Here is a 23,849-nt window from a genome sequence, read left to right on the forward strand (position 1 = left end):
CCCGGACAATCTTCAGAGGCTGGGGAGCCAGAGCGCCAGGGGCGGAAACAGGATCAGCAATCCGACCAGCAGCAGCGAGCACAGGATGAACGGAATGGCTGACGTATAGATGTCCCGCATGGTCGTGTCCGCAGGAGCGCCCCCTTTCATGACAAACAGCAGCAGGCCAAAGGGCGGTGTTGTGAAGCTGATTTCAAGGCCCAGCAGCATGATCAGGCCGAACCAGATCGGGTCGAAGCCAAGCGTATGGGCGAGGGGGAAGAAGATCGGCACGGTCAGCATCATCATGGAGATCTGTTCCATGAACATTCCGAGCAGCAAGAGCACCCCGAACATCACCAGCAGCATGGCCACAGGGGCCAGATCAAAGGACGTGGCCCAAGTGACCAATCCGCTGGAGGCTCCGGAAAAGGCCAGCAGCTGGCTGAAAGTCGCCGATCCGAACACAATCAGATAGGCCATCAGCGTGACCCGCATGGCTCCGATCACGGAGGCCTTGACAGCCTCCCAGGTCAGGCAGCGGTAGATGACCCCGAGGATCAGCACCCCAAGCGCTCCGAAAGCAGCGGCTTCTGAGGGGGTGACGATGCCGTCAATCATCAAAACCACGATGATGATCATGACGCTGATCATCGGGATGATGTCGGTCGCCAGCAGCCGCAGCTTCTCCATGGCCGACATGGGGGTGACGGAATAGGCCGGCGCGGCGTCGGGATCGAGCTTCGTCTGCAGGAAGATCGTGCCCACATAAAGGGAGGCGAGCAGCAGGCCGGGCAGAATCCCGGCAATCAGCAGCGCTGACACATCGATCTGGGCGAGCGTGGCCAGCAGCACGGCAAGGGCCGACGGCGGAATGATGATGGCCAGACCACCCGTGCCCAGGATCGGGCCAATGCTCATGTGTTTTTTGTAGCCGCGCTGGTTCATCTCCGGAACCATGAGTGAGCCGAGCAGGGCAGTGGAGCCCATGGACGAGCCGGACAGGGTGGAAAAGGCGGTGCCGCCCAGAACGGTGACATAACTGAGGCGGCCGGGCAGGCGGCCGAGCAGCTTGTCGATGGCGTTGAACATGCGCCCACCCAGCCCTGTGTGGAAGAAGATTTCCCCCATCAGCAGAAACAGAGGAATGGGAACAAGGGCGAATTTCGTCAGGGACCCGAGCCCGTTGTTGAGGAGCTGGGCGACCCCGCGGTCGCCGCCCATAAACATCCAGGCACCGACAATATTGGCTGCTAGAAAGGCCAGGGCCACGGGCATTCCGATGGCCATCAGGACCACGATTGTGCCCAGCAGCAGGGCAAGTGCTTCATACCATTCCATCAGCCGTGAATTCCTGCTTTGCCTGAATGCAACAGGTCGGACCCGAACACAAAGCGGCTGAACTCAACAGCCATGACCGTGAAGCTCAAGGGAAACGCGATCGTCAAGATCCACTTGGGGAAATAATAGGCGCGCACGTCATAGTCGCCCCTGTCGATATTGGTGAGGAACAGCTCCAGCCCCTTCCAAGCCAAAAGGGCGCAGACGAGCACACACAGGACCGCCACCAGCCGGCTGACCACACGGCGGACCGGGACGGGCAGATAGGCGGTCAGAAGTTCGATATGCACATGTCCCTTTTCGCGCACCAGCCAGGGGGCGCCGAACATGGTCATGTAGAGAAGGCCGTATTCGGCTGAGGTGAACAGCCATGCAAAGGGCTGAATGCCGATATTGCGCATGGCCACAGAGACGATAATGGAGATCATCAGCCAGACAAGAATGATGCCGGACAGGCCTGCCATTGCATAAAGCAGTGCATTGTAGGCGCGGGAGACGAGTACCATGCCGTTTGTGCCTTTCACATGAAAAGGTCCGCGGCAAAGCCGCGGACCAGGTCGATACGCGGTGCGCGATTATTTGTCCGCCGCAGGATCGTAGTAGAGTTCGATCAGACGGTCGTAATTTGCGTCGCCACCGGGCTGTTCAGCCATGAGCTTTTTCATGCGTTCCCAGGTTTTTTCGCGCGCAGCCGCCAGATAGTTGGCCTTGGCTTCGCCCTCCAGCGAGATAACCTCCATGCCTTGCTCGGCAAGGGCCTTGAAGTCTTCATCCCGCTTTTGGTGGAGCGCTTCAACACTTTCTTTCTCGTGCTGGATTGCTACATCCTGAAGGATCTTGCGGGATTCCGGGCTCAGGCTGTTCCACTTGTCCAGGTTCACGATGACACCGAGGTCCGTGGAGAAGAAGCAGGGTTCGATACGGTAGTTGAGGAACTCGTTCCACTTCAGGTCGATCAGGCCGATCTGGGTCCAGCCGGTCGCATCGACGATGCCGCGCTGCAGGGCGTTGTAGACTTCCCCGGTCGGGATATCGATCACCTGTGCGCCGAGATAGTTGGAGAAGAAGGCGTTATAGACCGCGTTGCCGCGCAGGCGCAGACCCTCGACCTTCAGGTTTCCCTTGTCATCGAATTCCGGCTTGTTGCGGGTCCAAAGGTTGTAGCAGACGCCGCTGTCGAACCAGCCGAGATATTTCACGCCCATCTTTTCCTGATGGATCTGGTCCATGAGTTCGGTGCCGCCATTCTGGCGGGTTTCAACCGCTGTCAGATTGCTGGCCACCATGGCGTCCTTTTCCGGCACGGTGCCGCCATAAAACGAGCCTGGTGTATAGACCATGTCCACGATGCCATCGCGCAGGGCGTCGGGCTGCTGGAACATGCCGATAGCTTCCGGGCCGCCGCGCACTTCGATCCGGACCACACCCTTGCCCGCTTCATTCACCTTGTCCACGAAGGACAGGAAGCTTTTGGTGTAGATCAGGGTCTTGGGAAAGGCGTGGACGGCCGTCAGGACGTCTTCGGCATGGGCCAGCGGGGCCGCCAGCAGGGTCGAACAGCCAAGAAGGCCGGCGAACAGAAGGTTTTTCATAAAGTGGACTCCGTTTTTCGGAGCGGAAAGTTCCGCCCCCTCCGAATGGTGGATGGCAGTTGCATCCATATTTGGACCGTTTGACGGCCTCATTGACGTTCAGCCTGATGGGGCCGGCCAGATCCAGGGCGCGGTTTTTTGCCTCTCTTTTTGAAATGTCGTGATGCGCCCGATTTCAGAACGGGTCAGGTCGATATCGTCCCAACCCATGATGAGTTTTCGTTGCCGGACCGGATCGATCTCAAATGGAATCGCCCGGCCGGACGCGGTGATGGTGCGTGTATCCAGATCCACCTTCAACTGTTGAGGTGACGGCAGCATGGCAATCAGCTCTTCCACCGTCTCTTCCGGCAGCAAAGCGGGCAGAAGGCCGTTATTGACCGCATTATTAGCGAAAATGTCGCCGAAACTGGGGGCTATGACAGTTTTGAAACCGGCGTCCACAAGCGCATAGACCGCCGCCTCCCGGGAGGAGCCGCTGCCGAAATTGCGCCGGGCGACAAGCACGCTGGCGGCCGGAAACAGATTCAGCGGATGGTGCTCAAGCAGCGCGCCCGCTGCGTCACGCCGGTGATCATGCAGCAGATATTGCCCATAGCCTTCCGATCGCGGCGTGGTCATGAACCGGGCCGGGATCAATTGATCCGTATCGATGTTTTCGTGGGGAAAAGCCACTGCAAGGCCGTCATGCAGGGTCCAGCCGGCCATCAGAGGCTCCTTCCCGCAAGCAGCGCGCGCGGATCGGAAATCACACCGGTGACGGCGGCGGCAGCGACCATGGCCGGTGACATGAGGTGGGTCCGGGACCCCGGACCCTGGCGGCCCTTGAAATTGCGGTTGGTGGTGGAGGCGCAGCGAGCGCCCGGGGCCACCGTGTCGCCGTTCATGGCAACGCACATGGAACAGCCTGCTTCTTCCCAGCTGAGGCCTGCTTCGGTGAAGATCGCGGCCAACCCTTCCTGTTCGGCCTGGGCGCGCACCAGCATGGAGCCCGGGGCGACCCGGCCGGGCACCTTGGCCTTGCGGCCCTTCAGCACGGCGGCAGCGGCTCTCAAATCATCAATCCGGGCGTTGGTGCACGAGCCGATAAAGACCTGATCCACGGGGGTCCCGGCAATCGGCGCCCCTGGCGTAAGACCCATATAGTCAAGCGCCGCCTTGACCTGTTCGGCCCGGGCTGGCTCCAGCGCCGCCGGGTCCGGCAGCGTGTCAGTGACCGGCACGGCCTGTTCCGGGCTTATGCCCCAGGTGACTGTCGGGGCCAGATCGGCAGCGTCCAGCGTCTGCTCGGTGTCATAAGCTGCCCCGTCATCGCTGGTCAGCATGGCCCAGGCGTCCACGGCCCTGTCCCAGTCGGCATCATCCGGGGCATAGGGTCTGCCCTTCAGATAGGCCAGCGTTGTGGCATCCGGTGCCACCATGCCCATGCGGGCACCGCCCTCAATGGACATGTTGCTGAGGGTCATCCGGCCTTCCATGGACAGGCCCTCGATGGTGCTGCCGGAATACTCCACCGCATGGCCACGCGCATTGTCGGCGCCAAAGCGGGAAATCCAGTTGAGGGCGATGTCCTTGGCGGTGACGCCCGGGGGCAAGACGCCGGTCACCTTGACCCTGAGCGCTTTCGGTTTGACCTGCCAGATGGTCTGGTTCGCCAGAACATGGGCCACTTCCGTCGCCCCGATGCCAAAGGCGAGCGCACCAAAGGCACCATTGGTGGAGGTGTGGCTGTCGCCGCAATTGATTAGCATGCCGGGCAGGATGAGGCCCTGTTCCGGGCCAACCACATGGACAATGCCCTGGCGGGGATCGTTTAGGCCGAACAGCGGCAGATCATGGCGCCGGGCGTTGGCCTCCAGCGTGGTAATCATGTGCCGGATGGCCTCGTCGCCAAGATCATCCCGGTTGCGGGTCGGCGCATAATGGTCGACAACGGCATAGGTCAATGCCGGGTGGGCGACTCTCAGATTTTGTGCAGCCAGCTTGGCAAAAGCATGGTGCGAGCCTTCATGAACCAGATGCCTGTCGACCCATAGCAGCGACGCGCCATCTTCCCGGCGGCTGATCTCATGGTCGTCCCAGAGCTTGTCCAGGAGTGTGCGCGGAGACGTGTGGTTCATTTCTGGCCGGCTCCGGCGCCGACACGCGGGGCCCAGGATCTGGACAGGCCGTCGCCAACCCGGTTGAGGGCCATGTCCAGACGGAAAAGATCCGGCCGGTAGAGCGCCGAAAGATATTCGACACCGCGGCCTTGCTCATCCAGAACCACCCGGTCTAGGGCGAGCAGGGCAGAGCCGACAGAGATGTCCAGCGCCTCGGCAACATCCGGCGCGGCGAGGGTTGCGGTCACGGACTGCTGGGCGGCTTCAATTTTCACACCGCTGCGTTCGAGAAGCTCAAACAGCGGGGTCGAGGCCAGATCGGCCTCAGAATAATTGCGCGCGACCGCCTCCGGGACGTAGGTTGTCAGATGCGAGAACGGCGTGTCACCGGACAGGCGTATGCGGGTTGCAACCTGAACCTTGGCGTCACGGCCCAAGTTCATGGCCTGGCGGACCGGTTCCGGCGGATGCTCATAGGAAAACGATAGGAGCCGGGCCATGGTGGATCGGCCCATTTCTACAAGCTGGGGCATCAGCGTTGCGAAATCGGCGGAGATCTTCTGGTTGGCCTCCGGTTTGCTGCGCACCTTGGTCCCGCTGCCGACGCGCCGTTCAATCACACCGTCGGAATCAAGCGCTTCCAGCGCCCTGCGGATGGTGACGCGGGACACGCCGTGGATGGCTGCGAGCCTTTGTTCGCCGGGCAAAAGCGATCCGTCCGCATGAACACCGCGCGCGATTTCATCGCGCAAAAGCAGGTATACTCTGCGGGCTTTCCCTCCCTCGGGCAGCTCTGCATTGGCAGTCACGGTCAATCTATACTCCTGTTGGACCCATGGAACCATATCACGGCCAACTATATAGGCAACAATTTGTATTTCAAAATCAAGTCCAAATGTTTTTATTGATCTTTTAAATTTGTATTATAAAAAATACATATCAGATCTGGATGGGGGCACGAATCCCTGATAGCCAGGTGAAGAACAGCGCGAAACGGGAGTTTTCCAGCGGTATGGCGGCAGATATTGATCCGGTAACGCTTGCAGTCCTTGCAGGCCGAATGGAACAGATCGCAGATGAAATGGACGCGACCCTGTTCCGCAGTGCGTTCAATCCGATCATCGCGGAAGCCCATGATGCGAGCCACGGGCTCTATCATGCCGGAACCGGCGACACACTTGTTCAGGGCAAAAATGGCCTGCCGATCTTTGTTGGCGTCATGGCCTTCGCGGTCAAGGCAGTGATCGATAAGGTCGCGCGCGATGGAGGCGTTCAGGATGGAGATATCTTCATCTTCAACGATGCTCATCTGGGAGGCACCCATTTGAGCGACATGCGCCTGGTGAGGCCGTATTTTCATGACGGCAAGCTGTTCTGTTATCTCGCCTCGGTCGGTCACTGGCATGATGTGGGCGGCGCGGTTCCGGGAAACTACAACCCGGAAGCCACTGATGCGTTTCAGGAGGCCTTCGTCCTGCCACCGGTCAAGCTTGCAACTGCTGGGGTTCTGAACACAGACATAGTTGACATTTTGAAGCGGAACACGCGTCTGCCGCAATCGGCCATGGGTGATCTCAACGGCCAGCTTGGCGCGCTGGATCTGGGCGTGAAGCGTATGGATGAACTTTTGGGCGAATATGGCCAGGAGGTCACGTCGTCCGCGCTTGCAGCCCTTGGGGACCGGGCCGAAAGGCTGATGCGGGCCGAACTGGACGAGCTGCCCGATGGCTGCTGGACGGCCGAAGATTTCCTCGACAATGACGGTATCGAGGACACGCCTTTGCCGATCAAGGTGGCGCTCTCTGTGGCGGGCGACAGGATGGTGCTGGATTTTGCGGGCACAGCGCCCCGGTGTGCGGGGCCGGTGAACATTGCCCTGCCGACGGCGATCGCCACGGCCTATGTGGCCATCAAGCATATTTTTCCGGCACTTCCGGCCAATTCCGGGGTCATGAGGCCGATCGACGTGCGCATCCCGGAGGGCTCTATGCTGGCGGCGGAGTTTCCGGCAGCCGTGGGCGGCTACACGGAAACCATCTTGCGCATGATCGACGTGATTTTCAGCGCGTTTGCCAAGGCCGCGCCCGAACGGGTTCCGGCCAATGCCTATGGCACCATCAATGCGCTGTCGATTGCGGGCAAGAAGGCCAATGGCCAGCCCTGGGTGATGTTCAGCTTCTATGGCGGCGGCCATGGCGGCTCGGTGGAAAGCGACGGCCTCAACCATGGCAATGCACCGATTTCTACCGCAACGATCCCGCCGATGGAAATTCTGGAAGCGGCCTATCCTGTCATGTTCCGCCAATGGGGGCTGCGGCCGGACTCCGCCGGAGCCGGACAGCACCGGGGCGGTGTCGGTGCGGTTTATGAAATCGAAGTGCTGGAAGAAAACGGTGCCGATGTTTTCCTCTTCGGGGAACGCGGCAAGTTTGCGCCCAAAGGCGTTGCCGGGGGAGCCGACGCGGCGGTCAACGGCTTTTCTTATGAAAACAATGGCACCTGGCATGTGCCCCCCATGGTGTCCAAGATGAGGGGCATCCGTCTGGAACAGGGGGAGGGCGTGCGCTTGGAAACGCCCGGCGGCGGCGGCTACGGCGCCCCGGACAAACGTGATCCGGCCCTGGTGCGCCGGGATGTGACACAAGGACTGGTGAGTGAAGAGGAAGCCGTGAAGCTCTACGGCTCCTCCTGGAAGGAAGCGCAGACATGAGCGTCGGCAAGATGGTGGGTGTCGATGTCGGCGGCACCTTTACGGATATTTTTGTGCTGGACGAAACAACGGGCAAGGTCACCGTCAACAAGGTGCCGACCAGCCGCCCTGACCAGTCCGCCGGGTTTCTGGACGGGATCGGCCAAAAAGTAGCCGATCTTTCGGAGATTGCCGTGGTGGTCCATGGCACGACGGCAGGCACCAATGCGCTTCTGGAGCGCAAGGGCGCGCGGACCGGGGTGATCACCACCGAGGGCCTGCGCGACATTCTGGAAATGCGCCGCCGCGACCGGCCGAGAACCTGGGGGCTGCGCGGCGACTTCACACCGGTTGCGGACCGGGAAGACCGGATCGAAGTGCCCGAGCGCACCCTGGCCGATGGCACCATCCGCACACCTGTGGATTTGGAGGCGGTGCGGGCGGCGGCGCAGACGCTGAAGGAAAAGGGCTGCCTTGCGGTTGCAGTCCTGTTTGCCAATGCCTATGCCAATCCGGCCAATGAACAAGCAGCCGTTGCGGCGGTGCGGGAGATCTGGCCGTCTCCCCATGTGTCGGCGAGCCATGAGATCCTGCCGGAAATCCGGGAATTCGAACGCTTTTCAACGACTGCTTTGAATGCCTATCTGCAGCCGGAAGTGTCCGGTTATCTGAACCGGCTGGAAAACGCACTGACCCGGGGCGGCTTTGACGGCGAGTTCATGATTGTCCAGTCAAACGGCGGCGTCATGACCGTTGAAACCGCCTGCCACTATCCGGTGCGCACGGCTTTGTCCGGCCCGGCGGCCGGGGTGACGGCCGCCGCCTATATCGCCGAGACCGCCGGTTTTCCCGACATCATCACCGGGGATATGGGCGGCACCAGTTTCGACGTGTCGCTGGTGACCGGCGGCCAGTCCATGCTGTCGCCGCAGACGTCCATCGATTTCGGCATGGTGGTGCGTACGCCGATGATCGAGATCACCACCATCGGCGCGGGCGGCGGGTCGATTGCCTGGGTCGACAAGGGCGGTCTTCTGAATATTGGCCCGGAAAGCGCCGGGGCCAATCCCGGTCCGGCTGCCTATGGGCTTGGCAATGACCGGCCCACTGTGACCGACGCCAATATCGTTCTGGGCCGGATCGATCCGGACAACCCGATTGGCGGCAAGCTGGACCGTCTGGATGTGGACGCGGCCCGGCAGGCCATCAGCACCCATGTGGGCGCCCCTCTCGGCCTTGATCAGGAAGCTGCAGCGGAGGCGATTTTGAAAGTCGCCAACAGCCGCATGGCTGGGGCGATCCGCCTGGTAAGCATTGAGCGCGGCTTTGATCCAAAGAAATTCGCCTTCATGCCATTTGGCGGTGGCGGTGCTCTCCATGCCGGGGCGATGCTGGCCGATGTCGATATCGGCCGGGCCATTGTCCCGCGCTATCCCGGGGTTACCAGCGCCATGGGCTGTGTGATTGCCGACATGCGCCAGGATTTTGTGCAGACTTTCAACAGTCTGCTCGAAGGTCTAAGCGAAACGGATCTCAAACATCACATGCAGGATCATACGGACCGGGGTCTTGCCCTTCTGGAAGCGGCCCGAAGCCGGTTCGAGGCTCGGGATCTGATGTTCGAGCTGGACATGGCCTATGTGGGCCAGACCCACACCGTTCCGGTGGCCATTCCTTTTCAGTGGGATGGGGACCGGGTCGTGCCGCCAAGTCTGAGCGAGATCGCGGATGCATTCGACAAGACCTATCAGGACACGTATGGGCGTCTTCTGGACAACGGGCTGCGCCGGGTTCTGAACCTGCGCAGTGCAGTGATCGGGCGGCGGCCGAAATTCAGCCTGGAAACGCTTGCGCCTGACCAGCATGGGAGGGCAGAGCCCAAATCCCGCCGGAAGGTCCATTTTGACGGTGCCTGGCATGAGACGGCCATTTATGACCGGCTGAGCCTTCCCATTGGTACGGTCATAGACGGACCGGCCATTCTGGAACAGGCCGATACGACCGTTCTGATCGAACCGGAGCTGACCGCCCGTGTCGACCGGTTCGGAAATACGATCATTGAACGAAAGGGGCGCCCGTGATGACCGATCTGTCCTTTGTCGATCCGTCCCGGACGGCGCTTTTGACCATCGATCTGCAAAACGATTTTCTCCATGAAAAGGGGGCCTATGGCCGCGCGGGGCAGAGCTCTGGGGCGATAGCGGCTCTGCCGGAGCGGATCCGGCCGCTGCGCGATACGCTGAAGGCGCTTGGCGGGGTCTATATATCCGCCCAGTTCACTCTGGTGCCGGGGCCGGAAGGCGAGCCACTGATTGCCCCCCATTTGCAGAAGCTGCGGCCCTTTCTCGGAAAGGGGGATTTTGCGCCCGGCGCTGTCGGGCACGCTGTGGTCGACACCCTGGCACCTGCCGATTATGTGGTTGAAAAAGTGGCCTATTCCGCTTTCTACCAGACCCGGCTGGAATACATCATGCGTGCCATAGGCATTGACACATTGATTGTCGGCGGGATCGTCACCAATGGCGGCGTGGCCTCGACCTTGCGCGATGCTCACTTGCGCAACTTGGAAACCGTCATGCTGAGCGACGGCTGTGCGGCTTTCAAGCCTGACGTGCATGAGGCCACGCTTTTGTCGTTGGGAACGGTGACCCATCAGGCGACCTGCGCCGAGGTGCTGGCTTATCTGGAGGGCGCGGTATGACCCTTTTGCAACGGTTGAATCAGGACAAGATTCTTGTTGCCCCGGGCGTCTATGACGGCTTGACCGCGACTCTCGCCCAGGCGGCGGGATTTGAATCGCTCTATCTTTCCGGCGCGGCTGTTGCCTATACCAAGCTTGGACGCCCCGATATCGGCCTGACCAGCATCAGCGAAATGGTCCAGATCATGGAATTGATTTCCGACCGGGTCGATCTTCCGGTGATCATGGATGCTGACACCGGCTTCGGCAATGCCCTGAATGCCCAAAGGACCATGCGCCTTTATGAAAAAGCGGGGGCGTCTGCGCTTCAGGTGGAAGACCAGACCTTTCCCAAGCGCTGCGGCCATCTGAAGGACAAGACGCTGATCGCGCCGAAGGAAATGGCCGGGAAAATCGCGGCCATGGCCGATGCCCGCCGCTCTGAAGACACGCTGATCATCGCCCGCACCGATGCCATTGCGGTGGAAGGTTTTGACCAGGCGGCCGAACGGGCCGAGCTCTATCTGGAGGCGGGCGCCGATGTGCTGTTCATCGAAGCGCCGCGCTCGCGCGAGGAACTCTCTGCCGTTGCGCAGCGCTTTGCCGGGCGGGTGCCGCTTCTGGCCAATATGGTGGAAGGCGGTGAGACACCGATCAGTGGCGCGCAGGATCTGGAACAGCTCGGGTTTTCCGTGGTGATCTTTCCTGGCGGCATTGTGCGCGCGCTCGCCTGGGCGGCCAAGCACTATTATGCCAGCCTGCATCTTGCGGGCAGCAACCGGCCCTTTGCGGACCGGATGCTGGATTTCAACGGCCTGAATGCGGAGCTGGGCACGGACCAGCTGCTGGCTGAGGGCAAAACTTATGAGGACTGGGATGGCTGAGATCCGGTCCGCGGAGGGCGTTTCCTTTGACCTTGAGGTGGAAACCCTGATCATCGGGGCGGGGGCCTGCGGGCTGGTGGCCGCTCTTGCGGCGGACGAAGCCGGACAGGAGGTTCTGGTTCTGGAGGCAGATCCGGTGCCCCGCGGCTCCACCGCGCTGTCGGCCGGGCTGATCCCGGCGGCCGGAACCCGCCTGCAGCAGGCCGCCGGTATCAACGATTGTGCGGCGCTGTTCGCCGACGATATCCGCCGCAAATCGAAAGGGGAAAACCTGCCAGACCTGGAGACAGCGCTGGCGGGCGGGGCCGCTGGTGTGGTCGACTGGTTGGCCGAGCGCCATGATCTGCCCCTGTCCGTGGTGGATGACTTCGACTATCCCGGCCATTCCCGCCGCCGCATGCACGGCCTGCCGTCCAGATCCGGAGTCGAGCTGATCGATGCGCTGCGCGCGGCCTGCGAACAGCTGCAGCTCGACATTATTTGCGAGCGCCGGGTGAAAACGCTTTTCCTTGGCAAGGATGCCGGGCCGGAGCAATCGGGCCGTATCGCCGGGGTCGCAGCCGTTCGTCCGGATGGGGAAGAAGAGAAAATTGCCTGCCGCAAACTGATCCTGGCCTGCAACGGCTTTGGCGGCAACCGGCAGATGGTCCGCGCGCATATGCCGTCCATCAGCGAGGGGCTCTGGTTCGGCCATGACGGCAACCGGGGCGAGGCAGTCGGCTGGGGCCGTCTGCTGGGAGCCGGGCTGAAGCATCTCGGTGCCTATCAGGGCCACGGCAATGTTGCCCATCCCCATGGCATCCTGATCACCTGGGCGGTGATCACCGAGGGCGGCATTCAGGTTAATCTCAACGGGGAGCGGTTCTGGAACGAGGCCGAAGGCTATTCGGAAGCTGCCCGAAAGGTACTGGCTCAGCCGGAAGGGATTGCCTTTTCCGTCTTTGACAGCCGCATCGCGGCGGTTGCCCGCCAGTTCGAGGACTTCAAGGAGGCGGAAGCCGAAGGCGCGGTGCTGAGCGCAGACAGTCTGGACGAGCTGGCCTGCCTGATGGGCGTCCCGGCTGGCGCCCTTGAAACCACGCTGTCCGGTCTGCCGGAGGAGGGGCCTGACCGTTTTGGCCGCTGCTTTGCCGGTGCGCCCCTGTCACCGCCCTATTGCGTGGTGAAAGTCACCGGGGCGCTGTTCCACACTCAGGGCGGTCTGGTGACGGATGGCACCGGGCGCGTGAAACGGGCTGATGGCAGCCCCTTTGCCAATCTCTATGCCGGGGGTGGTGCCGCCTGCGGCGTCTCAGGCGCAGGCGACAGTGGGTATCTGTCCGGCAACGGCCTGCTCAGTGCGGTGGTTCTGGGCTTCCGGGCAGGTCAGGCGCCGGTGCCGTAAGATACAGGCGTGCCGCGCTTGCCCGCACGGCCTATCCCTGCGCCGGATCCCGGGGCATTTCGTAGCGCTCCTTGCCCAGTTCAAAAATGGCCAGTTTGGCAGCCATCACCAGGCAAAAACAATAGAACACCGTGCCTCCACCGGTGAGCCAGTAGATCACCGGCAGTTCCATAAGGTGAAAGGGCAGAAAGGCGCGGCTGAGGCCGGGCCGCGTGCGCCACCAGCCACGCACGGGCGGGGCCGCGTTGGCAACCAGACCACCGCACCAGTCAAAGGCAAGCGCTGCAAGCAGTGCGGTTTTCCAGGTGAAGTCCAGCTGCGTGAGTACGAGCGCTGCGGCTCCGAGGCCAATCCCGTAGGAGGTGAAAAGCTGGAGCAGGCTGGGGGATTTGCCCTGGATCGGATCCAGAAATGTCATGGGTTGGCTCCTTTGAATGTTGGCATGCCGGTCCAGCGGGCAGGAGCTGGGCCGTTCTTTGGGCTGGCCTGTCCGGCAGTCTTTTGTGCCAGGGTCGCGTCATTGTAGGAAAATGTAGCAACTGCTACAATCCTGTTATGACACCAAGAGAGGCAAAGCAAGCGGCGCTTGTGGCCAGGATGGCAGCTCATCTGGCCGAACAGGGTCTGGCTGCGTCCGGGCTGCGCGCGCTGGCGGTGGCGGCCGGGACAAGTGACCGGATGCTGCTCTATTATTTCAAGAACAAGGACGCCCTTCTGGAGGCGGTGTTTGACCATATCGCCGGTCAGATTGAGACAGCTCTTGGGCGCGCGTTTCCCGCAGTTGGCAGCTTGCCGCCGGAGGTTTTGCTGGAGCGCCTTTGGCACGAAAGCCGGGCCCCGCATTTGCGCCAGCCCCTGATCCTGCTTCTGGAACTGGCCGCTGCCGGGGCGAGATCCGGCGGCCCCCAGGCCCGTGCGGCGCTGAAAATGTCCGAGGATTTTCAAAGCTGGATTGCAGCGCGTCTTCTGCTGCAGCCGGGTCAGGACAGGCGGCAGATCGCCGGCAGGCTGCTGGCAACCCTGGACGGTATGGCGCTGCAAGACGCGCTGCGCCGGGCGGCTGAAGTCCCAGGATCAAAAGCCTGAAGCGCCCCGCATTGCATCAGATGTGCCTTTCGCGGCCTTAAATCAAAGAGTTCAACGGACAGAGACAAAACGGTTTGAAGCCATTGGATGGTAGCGTGCGCCAAAGGGCGGCGTTCTTCTTCTGAGGCCACCAGCTGTTGTTTTTGCGCCGTCTTTTATTTTGCGGGTCTTTCGACACTTGGAGTGTTCCCGGTCTTTTGCAAGCGATCAATCACATCATTTTGCCGCTCGGCAGAACTGTTGGAGTGTGAGGCTCTTCCCTCAGCCGAAATGAGCACCTGAAAACCGTGCTGCGTATGTTGGAGATATTTCTCGAAACAAGACAGGTTTTGGTACGTGAAAATTGCAGACAAATTTTCATTTGCGGCTGTGAAAATTTCTTGTTATTTTTCATTTGTCCGGCGTGCAGACAATCTCAGGTGCAGGTCACGAGGCTGAAAGGGGAGGGAATGTCTGGAAAACATCAAGTCGGACAAGATATTCGCGCCTTGCGCGTTTCCCGCAAGATGACCTTGGAGAATCTGGCGCGTGCGCTTGGGAAATCCGTCGGATGGGCCTCGCAGGTCGAACGCAACAAATCAAAGCCGTCAGTGGATGATCTTCACAAAATCGCTCGCGTACTGAAGGCGCCGGTTTCAATTTTCTTCGGTATTGCTGACGCTCCAGAGGAAGAACGGGGTGTGGTGGTTCGTGCAGCAGCACGCCGGGAAATTGGTGAACGCGACAACGGCTTGTTCGAAACGCTTATTTCTCCCGATCTCACGGATGACTTCGAAGTCATTCACTCCAGCTTTTTGCCTGGATCCTCACTCTCCAAGGCCAGGAAACGCGCGACAACGGAAGTCGTCTACCTCGTTTCCGGTAAACTGGATATCTGGATCGCGGAGAAAAAATTCACGGTCGATGCCGGCGACAGTTTCCGTATCAAAGGCTCGGAATACCGCTGGGCAAACCCTTATCACGACCCTGCGCTCGCAATCTGGGTCATCTCTCCCCCCGTTTATTGAGGTTTGACCATGGCACTTCCTTCCACAGCACGTGTTGTCATCATTGGCGGCGGTATCGTTGGAACCTCGGTGTTATATCATCTGGCAAAGTCGGGCTGGTCTGACTGTGTCCTGCTGGAGAAAAATGAACTGACTGCAGGATCGACATGGCACGCCGCAGGCAACACACCTAATTATGCGACCAACTACGGTGTGTTGAATATGCAGCGCTACAGTCTTGCGCTCTATCGCAATCTGGCGAGGGAAGTGGACTACCCGATCAACTACCATGTGACCGGTTCGGTTCGTCTCGCCCACTCAGAAGAACGTATGATGGAATTCGAGCGGGTGCGCGACATGGCAGGTCATTTGGATCTCACCATGGAAATGTGTACGCCGGAGCAGCTAAAGCAGCATTTCCCGTTCATGGAAACACACGACCTTGAAGGTGGTCTATGGGATCCTCTGGACGGCGACATCGATCCCTCACAGGTGACGCAGGCGATGGCCAAGGGGGCGCGCACCCATGGGGCGCAAATTGTCCGTTTCAACCCGGCGACGGGTGTGTCCCAGGACAATGGCGAATGGATTGTTCACACTGAAAATGGGGATATCCGCTGCGAATATGTGGTGAATGCTGCGGGATATTATGCGGACCGTGTCGCGAAGTGGTTTCTGCCCTTTGGTGGGCGCCAATTGCCTTTGACCGTGATGAGCCACCAATACTTCCTGACTGAGGCGGTTCCCGAGATCGAAGCCTGGACCAAGGAGAATGGCCGCAAGCTGCCATTGTTGCGCGACGTAGATACATCCTACTATCTTCGTCAGGATACCTACTCGCTGAATCTCGGGCCTTACGAGCGCAATTGTCAGGCCGCTTGGGTCAACGACGACGACCCCATGCCTGACGATTTCAGCTTCCAGCTGTATCCCGACGATCTTGACAGGCTGGAACTGTACATCCTGGATGCTATGGAACGGGTTCCGCTTCTGGGGTCGCGCGGGGTTCAACGCAATATCAATGGTCCCATTCCCTACGCACCGGACGGACTGCCAATGCTGGGTCCCATGGCGGGTGTTCCCAACGCTTTTGACGCCCATAGCTTTACCTTCGGTATTGCCCAAGGCGGTGGAGCTGGCAAAATCCTGTCCGAGTGGATAATGCATGGTTATACCGAATGGGATATGTGGTCCGTCGATCCGCGCCGCTATACGGGTTTTGCCGATGCTGACTACAGCCGGGCAAAGGCGAGCGAAACGTATGGCCACGAATACGCTATGCATTTCCCGCATAATGAATGGTCAGCCGGACGCAACAAGAAGCTCTCCCCAAACCATGAACGTTTGATCCGTGACGGTGCGCAAATGGGCGCCTATGGCGGCTGGGAACGTGCAAACTGGTTTGCAAGAGAAGGAGACGATACTTCTGAACGTGCGACGCAGACCTGGGATCGCAAGGGTCCCTGGGAGCCTCGGATCCGGGAAGAGGTTGAGGCGGTTCGGGACGGTGTCGGCGTCATCGATATTTGCGGTTTTTCGCGCTTTTCCGTGAGCGGTGCGGGAGCTGCGGACTGGTTGGCCGACAAGACCGCCGGCGCCTTGCCCAAGATCGGACGAATGGCCCTTCTATACTTCCCTGATGCGCGCGGCCGTGTGCTGAGCGAAATGTCATGCCTGCGCCATGGGGAAGACGCCTTTACCCTTGTCACTGCGGCTGCGGCACTTTGGCATGATCAGGAACTCCTGGCCAAAGATCTGCCGGACACGGTGACCTTGAAAGATGTTTCCGGGGAGACTGTTGCCCTCTTGGTCACAGGGCCAAAATCACGGGATCTCTTGGCGCAATTAAGCGATGCAGATTTGTCCCTCGGCTGGTTGACCCATCAAACTGCAACCCTTGCAGACAAACCCGTCATGCTGGCACGTGTGTCCTTTGCCGGTGAGCTCGGCTGGGAAGTTCACGTGGCGACCTCCGAGACCCGGGAAGTCTATGCGGCTATACGTGAGGCGGGAGCCAGACCCTTTGGCATGTACGCTCTCAATTCCATGCGGATCGAGAAAGGATACCTGACCTGGAAGGGGGACCTGTCATCTGGCTACAGCCTTTTGGAGACCGGTCTGGCGCGGTTTGTACGTTTGGACAAGCCAGAAGATTTCCCGGGCAAAGCAGAACTTGCAGCCGAAGCGGAAAACGGCCCGGCAAGACGTCTTGTGACCCTGATCGTGGAAACGGGGTCACAGGACGCACCCTATATGGCGGCTGTTTTCTCAAACGGCAGGAGAGCTGGCGAAATCACCTCGGCTGCCTATGGGTATAGGGTGAATGCCGCCATTGCCCTTGCCATGCTGGACGCGGAGGTGGCGGAAGCCGGCGGCTTTGTTGAGATCGACGTCTACGGGAAGCGCCTCAGCGCCAAAATTCAGGCAACATCTTCCCTCTGGGATCCAGAAAATGCGCGTATTCGCGCCTGAGGCTCAAGAAGGACATGGAAATGGCAATTCCACCAAAGAGTGCCCGCGTCGTCATTGTTGGCGGCGGCGTGATCGGATGTTCGGTCGCGTATCATCTGACGAAACTGGGCTGGAAAGATGTTGTTCTTTTGGAGCGCAAGCAGCTTTGCTGCGGCACCACCTGGCATGCGGCGGGCCTGATCGCTCAGCTGCGCGCAACCCAGAACATGACCCGGCTGGCCAGATACAGCCAGGAGCTCTACGGCAATCTTGAAGCGGAAACCGGTCTGTCCACCGGCTTTAAACGCGTAGGCTCCATCACGGCCGCCCTGACGAACGAGCGTCAGGAAGAACTGATGCGTCAGGCCTCAATGGCGCGTGCTTTCGGGGTTGACGTTGAGGCGGTTTCCCCAGGTGAAATCAAAGCCAAATATGAGCATCTCAACTGTGAGGATGTTGTCGGCGGCGTCTATCTTCCTCTCGATGGCCAAGGTGACCCGTCCAATATCGCGCTTGCATTGGCAAAAGGGGCAAAGCTGCGCGGCGCCAGAGTGCTGGAGCGCACAAAGGTCACGGGCTTTGTCAAAGACGGCCGCCGGATTGTCGGCGTTGAATGGGAAAACCAGGAGGGTGAAGGTACCCTTACGTGTGAGCACGTGGTGAATTGCGCTGGCATGTGGGCGCATGACGTCGGCAGGCAGATGGGCACCAATGTCCCGCTTCACGCCTGTGAACACTTCTATATCGTGTCCGAAAAAATTCCGGGTCTGACACAATTACCGGTGCTGCGCGTGCCGGATGAATGTGCCTATTACAAGGAAGATGCGGGCAGCATCATGCTCGGTGCATTCGAACCGGAAGCAAAGCCCTGGGCGATGAAGGGAATTCCGGAGGATTTCGAATTCGATCAGTTGCCTGAAGACTTTGACCATTTCGAGCCAATCCTGGAAAAGGCGGTGAACCGGCTTCCGCTATTGGCAGAAACGGGTATCCAGACGTTCTTCAACGGACCGGAAAGCTTTACGCCGGATGACGCTTACCATCTGGGACTTGCACCTGAGATGGACAATGTCTGGGTGGCCGCCGGTTTCAATTCCGTCGGCATCCAGTCTGCGGGTGGCGCTGGCATGGCCCTTGCGCATTGGATGGACAGCGGCGAGAAACCGTTCGACCTGGGTGATGTCGACATCATGCGCATGCAACCGTTTCAGGGCAACAAGACCTACCTTTTCGAAAGATCAAAGGAAACCCTGGGCCTGCTCTATGCAGACCACTTCCCCTATCGCCAGAAAGCGACGGCACGCGGCATCCGCCGGTCTCCCTTGCATGAGGCGCTCAAGGCTGAAGGCGCCGTCATGGGGGAAGTTGCAGGTTGGGAGCGTGCGAACTGGTTTGCAAATGCAGGTCAGTCGCCGGAATATGCATATTCCTGGAAGCGGCAGAACTGGTTTGAAAACTCCGCTTTGGAACACAGGGCGGTCCGGGAAAACATCGGGATCTACGATATGTCTTCCTTCGGCAAGATCCGTGTCGAAGGGCCCGATGCTGAAGCATTTTTGAACCGTGTTGCAGCCAGCAATTTGTCCGTACCGGTCGGCAAGATCGTTTACAGCCAGTTTTTGAACGCCGGTGGTGGTATTGAGGCGGATGTCACGGTCACTCGGCTGTCTGAAACCGCCTATATCGTGGTGACACCCGCGGCGACACGCCTTGCCGATCAGACCTGGATGCTGCGCCAGATCAAGGACGACCGGGTGGTCCTGACCGACATAACCGCAGCAGAAGCTGTGATATGCGTCATGGGCCCCAATTCCCGGCAATTGCTGCAAACAGTCTCGCCAAACAACTTCACCAATGATGTGAACCCCTTTGGAACCTGTCAGGAGATTGAAATCGGCATGGGGCTCGCCAGGGCTCATCGTGTGACGTATGTCGGAGAACTTGGGTGGGAGATCTACGTATCGTCAGACATGGCCGCCCATGTTTTTGAAGTTCTGTGGAATGCCGGCCGGGATTTGGAGGCCAAGCTGTGCGGGCTGCACATGATGGACAGCTGCCGGATTGAGAAGGGCTTTCGTCATTTCGGCCACGATATTTCAAGCGAAGACCATATTTTGGAGGCTGGTCTCGGGTTTGCCGTCAAGAAATCAGATATCCACTATATCGGCCGGGACGCGGTCTTGCGCAAACGCGAGCAAGGTTTGCAAAAACGAATGGTGCAGTTCCTGTTGAGCGATCCAGAACCACTCTTGTATCACGCCGAACCCATCATCCGGGACGGCTCAATCGTGGGTTATTTGAGCTCAGGGAACTATGGCCATACGCTCGGCGCTGCTGTCGGAATGGGCTATGTGCCGTGTGTGGGCGAAACGGCAGACGATCTTCTGGCTTCGCGTTTTGACATCGAGATCGCCGGCCAGCGGGTATCGGCCAAGCCGTCTCTCGCTCCCCTGTATGACCCGAATTCGGCACGGGTGAAGATCTGAAGCGAAGTTTGCCATCCTGTTAAATGGACGCACACTTTCTGGCTGCTCTGTGGCGGTACTCAAAAGATCGGATTGAGACTGATTTTTCAGATGGCTTCGTGTGGAAGTGGCCGCGTTGGCTTTCAAGCTGCGGACAGGGTCGTTTGCACAGTTGAAGTCGTCGAGATTGGCTTCGGCCTCCCGGCTCAGCATTGACATCGTGCGTTTGACCGATGCCGTGACACTGCAAGCATTGGTGCTGCGAGGAATTGGGCAGATGGCGGATTTTGAATAGAGGGAGAAAGGTCATCGCCTGGAGGCGGGAGCGTGTGGCGGCGGAATGCAATGTCCATCGTCAGCGGATCGCTTCTTTCGTTCTGGCACTGCCTTGCCGCACCCTGTTCCATCCTGAAACCTTCCATTCGGGAAAAGAGATCGCTTCATCCGCAAAATGAACACTTTGCGAAAGTTGATTGCAGTCCTTGAACCGTTTTTGAACGCTGCCGGCACCGGCAGAGCGCGTCTATATACCAAGCGCGGTTGAACTTGGGCTAATTGATGCCCCAATTCCGTTCAACGGCTAGGGGCATCGCGCGACCCGGTCTGGTTGACCGGGTAAGTGGAGCATCTTGCCGCCGCCTGTCCCGGACACGGAAAAGTGGACAGGCACTGCCAGAGAAACCGCCTTCAACGGTCTATCTTTCAGAACAGATAACCTGGCTGATCATAAAACAAATGATCAGTCCGCCAACTGCAGACAGGCCAGAGACTGAAAAACCTAACAGGATGTCCACAAACTTAAAGGTCTGCCGCAGAATGGGCTTGAATCTGGGTCAGTAATTTTGACGTGGCCGTTTTCAACTTGTGTTGGTGTTTCAAGCCAACTCCAAAACACGCGATTTGACATGTTTCGTACCGAGTTTCAGTTTGTTAAATTTGCTCCCGTCCGTTTGGCTGTCCGCTCTGTGGCCTCCTGCATGTATGCTCTGTTACGCCCAGACCGTCTTGATTGGCAGGGCCCGTGGCAGATACGGGCCGACAATGACCGCCTTGCGCTGCGTATGGAGCGGCCTGACAGCCGCACCACTCCGGTTCACCTGACCACCTGCACCTTCAACGGGTATCAGGTTGTTGCCATGGGGCTGCCGGTGGACGGCGCAAGGGCGGGATTGGCCAGCTACGTCTATGGTTTTGTTCCCGATCCCATGGGCGCCGATCAGCTGAGTGAGGTCAGTGCAAGTGTCCAGCATACCAAATTCAATGGATAGAGACCCATCTGAGCGGTTTTGGAGGTTTTGCGGCTCGGCAAAGATCGCAGCGCGACAGGATCGCGGGCAAGATCTGCAACAAGACCGGCAGGTCCTCATCCGCGAGTGGCACAGCAGCGGAAACCGGATCGCTTTTTCAACAGGGGCGTTTTGGGGCGGTTTAAAACCGAACAATGCTCATGCTGAAAGGGCTCCAAAAGCGATCAGATCGGTTTCTTCTAAACGAGAATGGGGTGAGCTGCCCGCAAAGGCTGCGGTTCCGTCACAGGCTGGCCCCGCTGTGTGTTCTGGACTGCGCTCCGCCTAGATCTGCGCTTTGCTCTGGGCCGGCAGGCTGCCCTCTTGCATCCTTGGGACTGGCACGAGAAGGCAGGGAGACTGGTGGCGTCTGGCGTTTGGGGCGGAGGCTCCAGGCGATCCCGAGCACGCTGAACAGCAGCAGGGCGGGCAGAAGCGCAAGCGGGTTGCCCGCCGCAATCAGGGCGGTGCCGGCCGCGCAGGCCAGGGAGGCGGCGGCCTCCGCGAGGGTCGAGGCCTTGGAGGCGACCTGCCGTCGCCGGAAGGTGGTGCGTTTGGCCTGCGCCCGGAACCAGAGCTGAACCAGGATCGCGCTTGCGGCCGCCATCATGGCGCCGGTGAAGGTGACGCCTGCGCCCCAGAGCGAGAGGAATGCCAGAGCGAGGGTGATCGGCAGCAACAGCGCGGCGACAAGCAACAAGACCGCTGCGACCTTCGCCCAGAGGCGGATAAAGGCCGTGACCGGTGCGGTTGCAATCAGATCGGGGGCATCCTCGCCGGAAATGGTCAACCAGGCCAGCCCGCCGGCAAGCTGGCCGACGGCCATGACGATCACCGGGGCGATGATCACGGAAACCTCCGTGTTTTTGCCAAAACTGACCCAGAGCATAAGGGCGGGCGGGATGAGATAAAGAACCTGCATCAAGGTCTGGGACACCAGCCAGGGATCGCGGGCGATGAGAGTCAGCTCTTTGTGAACCAGGGCGCCGAGCGGCGTATAGCCGCGAAAGGCCCGCCTGGAGCGGCGCCTGCGCGCGGCCTGTTCCGTGACCCCGAGGGCCTTCACGACAATGCAGCGGAACTGGACCGCACCGCGCCAGGCGGCCAGCGCGAAAAAGGCCGCAGAGACCACAAAGACCAGAGCCACGGCAGGCAGCTGCCCGGCCACCGCGTGGGCGGGGAACCACCAGAGCGAGGCCGCATCTGGCGCATGGGCGGCCAGAAAGGCGGGATCAAAAAGCGTGAACCGGGACAGGGAGCCGAAGGACAGGACCGCAACCACCTGCATCCCGATCAGGAAGGCGGCCCCGACGATGGCGGCCAGAATTTGCGCGCACAGGCGCGTGCGCTGCGGGCCAACCGTGCGGAACAGCGCAAGCGTGATCAGCACCCCGGCACCGGTCGCTGTCAGCGCGGCGGCCAGCAGCACCACATATCCCGCAAGCCAGTGCGCCCCGTGAAGCCCCACCGCTATGTTGAGAAAGGGCGAAATGACCAGTGCCGACATGCCCCAGCTTGTCAGCGCCATCAGGACGATGCGTACCAGAAACAAATCGCGGGACGGGGCGGGGGAGGACAGGATCAGGTCAAGGTCATCGCGGGCATAAAAGGCGCGCGTGACCGACTCCATTGCCTGGGACAGCATCATGGTGAGGCTGAGCAGGACGGTGACGGAGAGCATGGCCAGTTCGGTCTGGGTCAGCGTGAAGGCGGCAGTCAGCCGGGGGGCAAGCACCGCATAGGCGATGAGATGCATCACCGCATAAAACACCCCCATGCCCAGAAGCGCGCGCCGAAGGCTCGTGTTGCGCCAGCCGGAAAACATCCAGGCCCAGTCGCGCCAGGCGAGCCGGACTTCATGGTTTGCAAACCGTCTGAGGGCGGACGGGGCCGTGCTTGCGCTCATGCGACTTTCCCGCAGGCGGAGGCGTCCGTGTCCCGCCCGGGAGCTTTTGGATGGGGAATGCCAGAATCGAGAATGCCAGAATCGGGAGCGCCTGAATCGGGAGAGCCTGGTTCGGCGCCACCGACAATCTCCAGGAAAATGTCCTCAAGCGACTGGCCGCCGGCTTTTGCCTGGCCGCGCAGCTCCTCAAGCGTGCCTTCGGCGACCAGCTGTCCGCGCGCGATAATGCCGATCCGATCCGCCATGCGCTCCGCGACCTCCAGAATATGGGTGGTCATGATGATGGACACCCCCTGGTCCACAATGCCGGTCAGCACTGTCTTGACCTGCCGGGCGGACCCGGCATCCAGCCCGGTGAGCGGCTCATCCAAAATGATCAGGCGCGGCTCATGGATCAGGGCTCCGGCCAGCGCCACTTTCTGGCGCATGCCTTTGGAAAAGCCGCCGCAGCGCTCATGGGCATGGGGAGCAAGGCCGAAGGAGTCCAGCAGCGCGTCGGCCTTGAACCGTGCAAGGTCCGGCTCCATGCTCCAAAGACCGGCCACGAATTCCAGATATTCAAGCGGCGTCAGCTTGTCATAGACCATGGGGTCGTCCGGAACCCAGGCGAGCACCTGCTTGGCGGCAACAGGGTCCGCGAAGGCGTCGATGCCGCAGATCGCAACCGCTCCCGCATCGGCCTCAAGCAGTCCGGCCACCATCCGCAGCGTTGTCGTCTTGCCCGCCCCGTTCGGCCCCAGCAGGGCATAAAACTCACCGCCCCGCACGCTCAGGGACAGGCCATACACCGCAGGCGCGCTGAAGCGCTTGTGAAGACCGGAAATGTCAAGGGCAGGGGCATTGGACGGGGATCTGGAGGACGGCATCGGTTTCTCGCCTGACAACATTTTCAGCCAGTTTACCGAGGGGACCTTTCACGAGGGTAAAGTCTTGGAGGGGGCAAAAAAGCGCGACAGGTCCAGTTAGAGCCATAGGCGAAGTACAGAAACGTCGACGGTTGAGACTCCATTTAATCGCA

19 protein-coding genes are annotated in these 23,849 nt (G+C 60.1%); 10 read left to right on the forward strand and 9 right to left on the reverse strand.

Going from position 1 to position 23,849, the window contains the following annotated elements:
• Positions 1 to 12 precede the first annotated feature (12 nt).
• The 6 genes from ACXAH0_RS03005 to ACXAH0_RS03030 form a co-directional block, all read right to left on the reverse strand.
• Entirely contained in the window at positions 13 to 1,320 is a 1,308-nt protein-coding gene (locus ACXAH0_RS03005; RefSeq protein ID WP_475188961.1) for a TRAP transporter large permease, read from the reverse strand.
• Positions 1,320 to 1,844, reverse strand: a complete 525-nt coding sequence (locus tag ACXAH0_RS03010; protein WP_475177939.1) for a TRAP transporter small permease — start codon at positions 1,842 to 1,844, stop codon at positions 1,320 to 1,322. Before ACXAH0_RS03010 ends, ACXAH0_RS03005 begins: the two co-directional genes overlap by 1 nt.
• Before the next feature lie 51 nt (positions 1,845 to 1,895).
• Positions 1,896 to 2,912, reverse strand: coding sequence for a TRAP transporter substrate-binding protein DctP (dctP, locus tag ACXAH0_RS03015; RefSeq protein WP_475188965.1), 1,017 nt, complete (start codon positions 2,910 to 2,912; stop codon positions 1,896 to 1,898).
• Between the two features lie 99 nt (positions 2,913 to 3,011).
• Positions 3,012 to 3,620 carry a 3-isopropylmalate dehydratase small subunit gene (gene leuD, locus ACXAH0_RS03020; protein ID WP_475188967.1) on the reverse strand — a complete coding sequence of 203 codons (609 nt, stop codon included), beginning with the start codon at positions 3,618 to 3,620 and terminating at the stop codon, positions 3,012 to 3,014.
• Positions 3,620 to 5,032: a 3-isopropylmalate dehydratase large subunit gene (gene leuC / locus ACXAH0_RS03025; protein WP_475188970.1), complete on the reverse strand. Its 1,413-nt coding sequence runs from the start codon at positions 5,030 to 5,032 to the stop codon at positions 3,620 to 3,622. Before leuC ends, leuD begins: the two co-directional genes overlap by 1 nt.
• Positions 5,029 to 5,823, reverse strand: a complete 795-nt coding sequence (locus ACXAH0_RS03030; protein ID WP_475189203.1) for a GntR family transcriptional regulator — start codon at positions 5,821 to 5,823, stop codon at positions 5,029 to 5,031. The genes leuC and ACXAH0_RS03030 overlap by 4 nt, the downstream gene beginning before the upstream one ends.
• 203 nt (positions 5,824 to 6,026) lie before the next feature.
• On the opposite strand from ACXAH0_RS03030, the gene ACXAH0_RS03035 reads away from it, so the two are divergent.
• The 5 genes from ACXAH0_RS03035 to ACXAH0_RS03055 are packed head-to-tail and all read left to right on the forward strand — an operon-like array spanning position 6,027 to position 12,651.
• Positions 6,027 to 7,724, forward strand: coding sequence for a hydantoinase B/oxoprolinase family protein (locus ACXAH0_RS03035; RefSeq protein ID WP_475177924.1), 1,698 nt, complete (start codon positions 6,027 to 6,029; stop codon positions 7,722 to 7,724).
• Positions 7,721 to 9,784 carry a hydantoinase/oxoprolinase family protein gene (locus tag ACXAH0_RS03040; RefSeq protein WP_475188974.1) on the forward strand — a complete coding sequence of 688 codons (2,064 nt, stop codon included), beginning with the start codon at positions 7,721 to 7,723 and terminating at the stop codon, positions 9,782 to 9,784. Before ACXAH0_RS03035 ends, ACXAH0_RS03040 begins: the two co-directional genes overlap by 4 nt.
• Positions 9,784 to 10,404 carry an isochorismatase family protein gene (locus ACXAH0_RS03045; RefSeq protein WP_475188976.1) on the forward strand — a complete coding sequence of 207 codons (621 nt, stop codon included), beginning with the start codon at positions 9,784 to 9,786 and terminating at the stop codon, positions 10,402 to 10,404. The genes ACXAH0_RS03040 and ACXAH0_RS03045 overlap by 1 nt, the downstream gene beginning before the upstream one ends.
• Positions 10,401 to 11,267, forward strand: coding sequence for an isocitrate lyase/PEP mutase family protein (locus ACXAH0_RS03050; RefSeq protein WP_475188979.1), 867 nt, complete (start codon positions 10,401 to 10,403; stop codon positions 11,265 to 11,267). The genes ACXAH0_RS03045 and ACXAH0_RS03050 overlap by 4 nt, the downstream gene beginning before the upstream one ends.
• A complete protein-coding gene (locus ACXAH0_RS03055; RefSeq protein WP_475188984.1) occupies positions 11,260 to 12,651 on the forward strand; it encodes an FAD-dependent oxidoreductase in 1,392 nt (463 codons plus the stop codon). Before ACXAH0_RS03050 ends, ACXAH0_RS03055 begins: the two co-directional genes overlap by 8 nt.
• A gap of 31 nt (positions 12,652 to 12,682) precedes the next feature.
• Here the strand turns inward: ACXAH0_RS03055 and ACXAH0_RS03060 are convergent, their stop codons facing one another.
• Positions 12,683 to 13,069: a hypothetical protein gene (locus ACXAH0_RS03060; protein WP_475188988.1), complete on the reverse strand. Its 387-nt coding sequence runs from the start codon at positions 13,067 to 13,069 to the stop codon at positions 12,683 to 12,685.
• A 179-nt stretch (positions 13,070 to 13,248) separates the two neighbouring features.
• On the opposite strand from ACXAH0_RS03060, the gene ACXAH0_RS03065 reads away from it, so the two are divergent.
• The 5 genes from ACXAH0_RS03065 (at position 13,249) to ACXAH0_RS03085 (ending at position 20,907) form a co-directional block, all read left to right on the forward strand.
• A complete protein-coding gene (locus ACXAH0_RS03065) occupies positions 13,249 to 13,737 on the forward strand; it encodes a TetR/AcrR family transcriptional regulator (protein WP_475188993.1) in 489 nt (162 codons plus the stop codon).
• 449 nt (positions 13,738 to 14,186) lie between these two features.
• Complete coding sequence (locus ACXAH0_RS03070; RefSeq protein WP_475188998.1) at positions 14,187 to 14,744, forward strand: helix-turn-helix domain-containing protein; 558 nt, start codon at positions 14,187 to 14,189, stop codon at positions 14,742 to 14,744.
• A gap of 9 nt (positions 14,745 to 14,753) precedes the next feature.
• Positions 14,754 to 17,195 (forward strand): GcvT family protein, encoded by a 2,442-nt coding sequence (locus tag ACXAH0_RS03075; RefSeq protein ID WP_475189004.1) that lies wholly within the window; start codon positions 14,754 to 14,756, stop codon positions 17,193 to 17,195.
• 20 nt (positions 17,196 to 17,215) lie between these two features.
• Positions 17,216 to 19,660, forward strand: a complete 2,445-nt coding sequence (locus tag ACXAH0_RS03080) for a GcvT family protein (RefSeq protein ID WP_475189009.1) — start codon at positions 17,216 to 17,218, stop codon at positions 19,658 to 19,660.
• Between the two features lie 956 nt (positions 19,661 to 20,616).
• Positions 20,617 to 20,907 carry a hypothetical protein gene (locus ACXAH0_RS03085; RefSeq protein WP_475177883.1) on the forward strand — a complete coding sequence of 97 codons (291 nt, stop codon included), beginning with the start codon at positions 20,617 to 20,619 and terminating at the stop codon, positions 20,905 to 20,907.
• Positions 20,908 to 21,169: 262 nt separating this feature from the next.
• Here ACXAH0_RS03085 and ACXAH0_RS03090 read toward each other — a convergent pair whose 3' ends face one another.
• Together ACXAH0_RS03090 and ACXAH0_RS03095 are read right to left on the reverse strand one after the other, a co-directional pair.
• Positions 21,170 to 22,831 carry a permease gene (locus tag ACXAH0_RS03090; protein ID WP_475189014.1) on the reverse strand — a complete coding sequence of 554 codons (1,662 nt, stop codon included), beginning with the start codon at positions 22,829 to 22,831 and terminating at the stop codon, positions 21,170 to 21,172.
• Positions 22,828 to 23,697, reverse strand: coding sequence for an ABC transporter ATP-binding protein (locus ACXAH0_RS03095; RefSeq protein WP_475189017.1), 870 nt, complete (start codon positions 23,695 to 23,697; stop codon positions 22,828 to 22,830). The genes ACXAH0_RS03090 and ACXAH0_RS03095 overlap by 4 nt, the downstream gene beginning before the upstream one ends.
• Positions 23,698 to 23,849 lie beyond the last annotated feature (152 nt).

It is taken from the genome of Roseibium sp. AWQ4_290 (assembly GCF_056160985.1).

What these genes read in the sequence shown, in the direction of transcription:
- ACXAH0_RS03005 (WP_475188961.1), bottom strand. Translation starts at nt 1,320, where the DNA reads ATGGAATGGTATGAAGCACTTGCCCTGCTGCTGGGCACAATCGTGGTC.
- dctP (WP_475188965.1), bottom strand. Translation starts at nt 2,912, where the DNA reads ATGAAAAACCTTCTGTTCGCCGGCCTTCTTGGCTGTTCGACCCTGCTG.
- leuD (WP_475188967.1), bottom strand. Translation starts at nt 3,620, where the DNA reads ATGGCCGGCTGGACCCTGCATGACGGCCTTGCAGTGGCTTTTCCCCAC.
- leuC (WP_475188970.1), bottom strand. Translation starts at nt 5,032, where the DNA reads ATGAACCACACGTCTCCGCGCACACTCCTGGACAAGCTCTGGGACGAC.
- ACXAH0_RS03035 (WP_475177924.1), top strand. Translation starts at nt 6,027, where the DNA reads ATGGCGGCAGATATTGATCCGGTAACGCTTGCAGTCCTTGCAGGCCGA.
- ACXAH0_RS03040 (WP_475188974.1), top strand. Translation starts at nt 7,721, where the DNA reads ATGAGCGTCGGCAAGATGGTGGGTGTCGATGTCGGCGGCACCTTTACG.
- ACXAH0_RS03045 (WP_475188976.1), top strand. Translation starts at nt 9,784, where the DNA reads ATGACCGATCTGTCCTTTGTCGATCCGTCCCGGACGGCGCTTTTGACC.
- ACXAH0_RS03050 (WP_475188979.1), top strand. Translation starts at nt 10,401, where the DNA reads ATGACCCTTTTGCAACGGTTGAATCAGGACAAGATTCTTGTTGCCCCG.
- ACXAH0_RS03055 (WP_475188984.1), top strand. Translation starts at nt 11,260, where the DNA reads ATGGCTGAGATCCGGTCCGCGGAGGGCGTTTCCTTTGACCTTGAGGTG.
- ACXAH0_RS03060 (WP_475188988.1), bottom strand. Translation starts at nt 13,069, where the DNA reads ATGACATTTCTGGATCCGATCCAGGGCAAATCCCCCAGCCTGCTCCAG.
- ACXAH0_RS03065 (WP_475188993.1), top strand. Translation starts at nt 13,249, where the DNA reads ATGGCAGCTCATCTGGCCGAACAGGGTCTGGCTGCGTCCGGGCTGCGC.
- ACXAH0_RS03070 (WP_475188998.1), top strand. Translation starts at nt 14,187, where the DNA reads ATGTCTGGAAAACATCAAGTCGGACAAGATATTCGCGCCTTGCGCGTT.
- ACXAH0_RS03075 (WP_475189004.1), top strand. Translation starts at nt 14,754, where the DNA reads ATGGCACTTCCTTCCACAGCACGTGTTGTCATCATTGGCGGCGGTATC.
- ACXAH0_RS03080 (WP_475189009.1), top strand. Translation starts at nt 17,216, where the DNA reads ATGGCAATTCCACCAAAGAGTGCCCGCGTCGTCATTGTTGGCGGCGGC.
- ACXAH0_RS03085 (WP_475177883.1), top strand. Translation starts at nt 20,617, where the DNA reads ATGTATGCTCTGTTACGCCCAGACCGTCTTGATTGGCAGGGCCCGTGG.
- ACXAH0_RS03090 (WP_475189014.1), bottom strand. Translation starts at nt 22,831, where the DNA reads ATGAGCGCAAGCACGGCCCCGTCCGCCCTCAGACGGTTTGCAAACCAT.
- ACXAH0_RS03095 (WP_475189017.1), bottom strand. Translation starts at nt 23,697, where the DNA reads ATGCCGTCCTCCAGATCCCCGTCCAATGCCCCTGCCCTTGACATTTCC.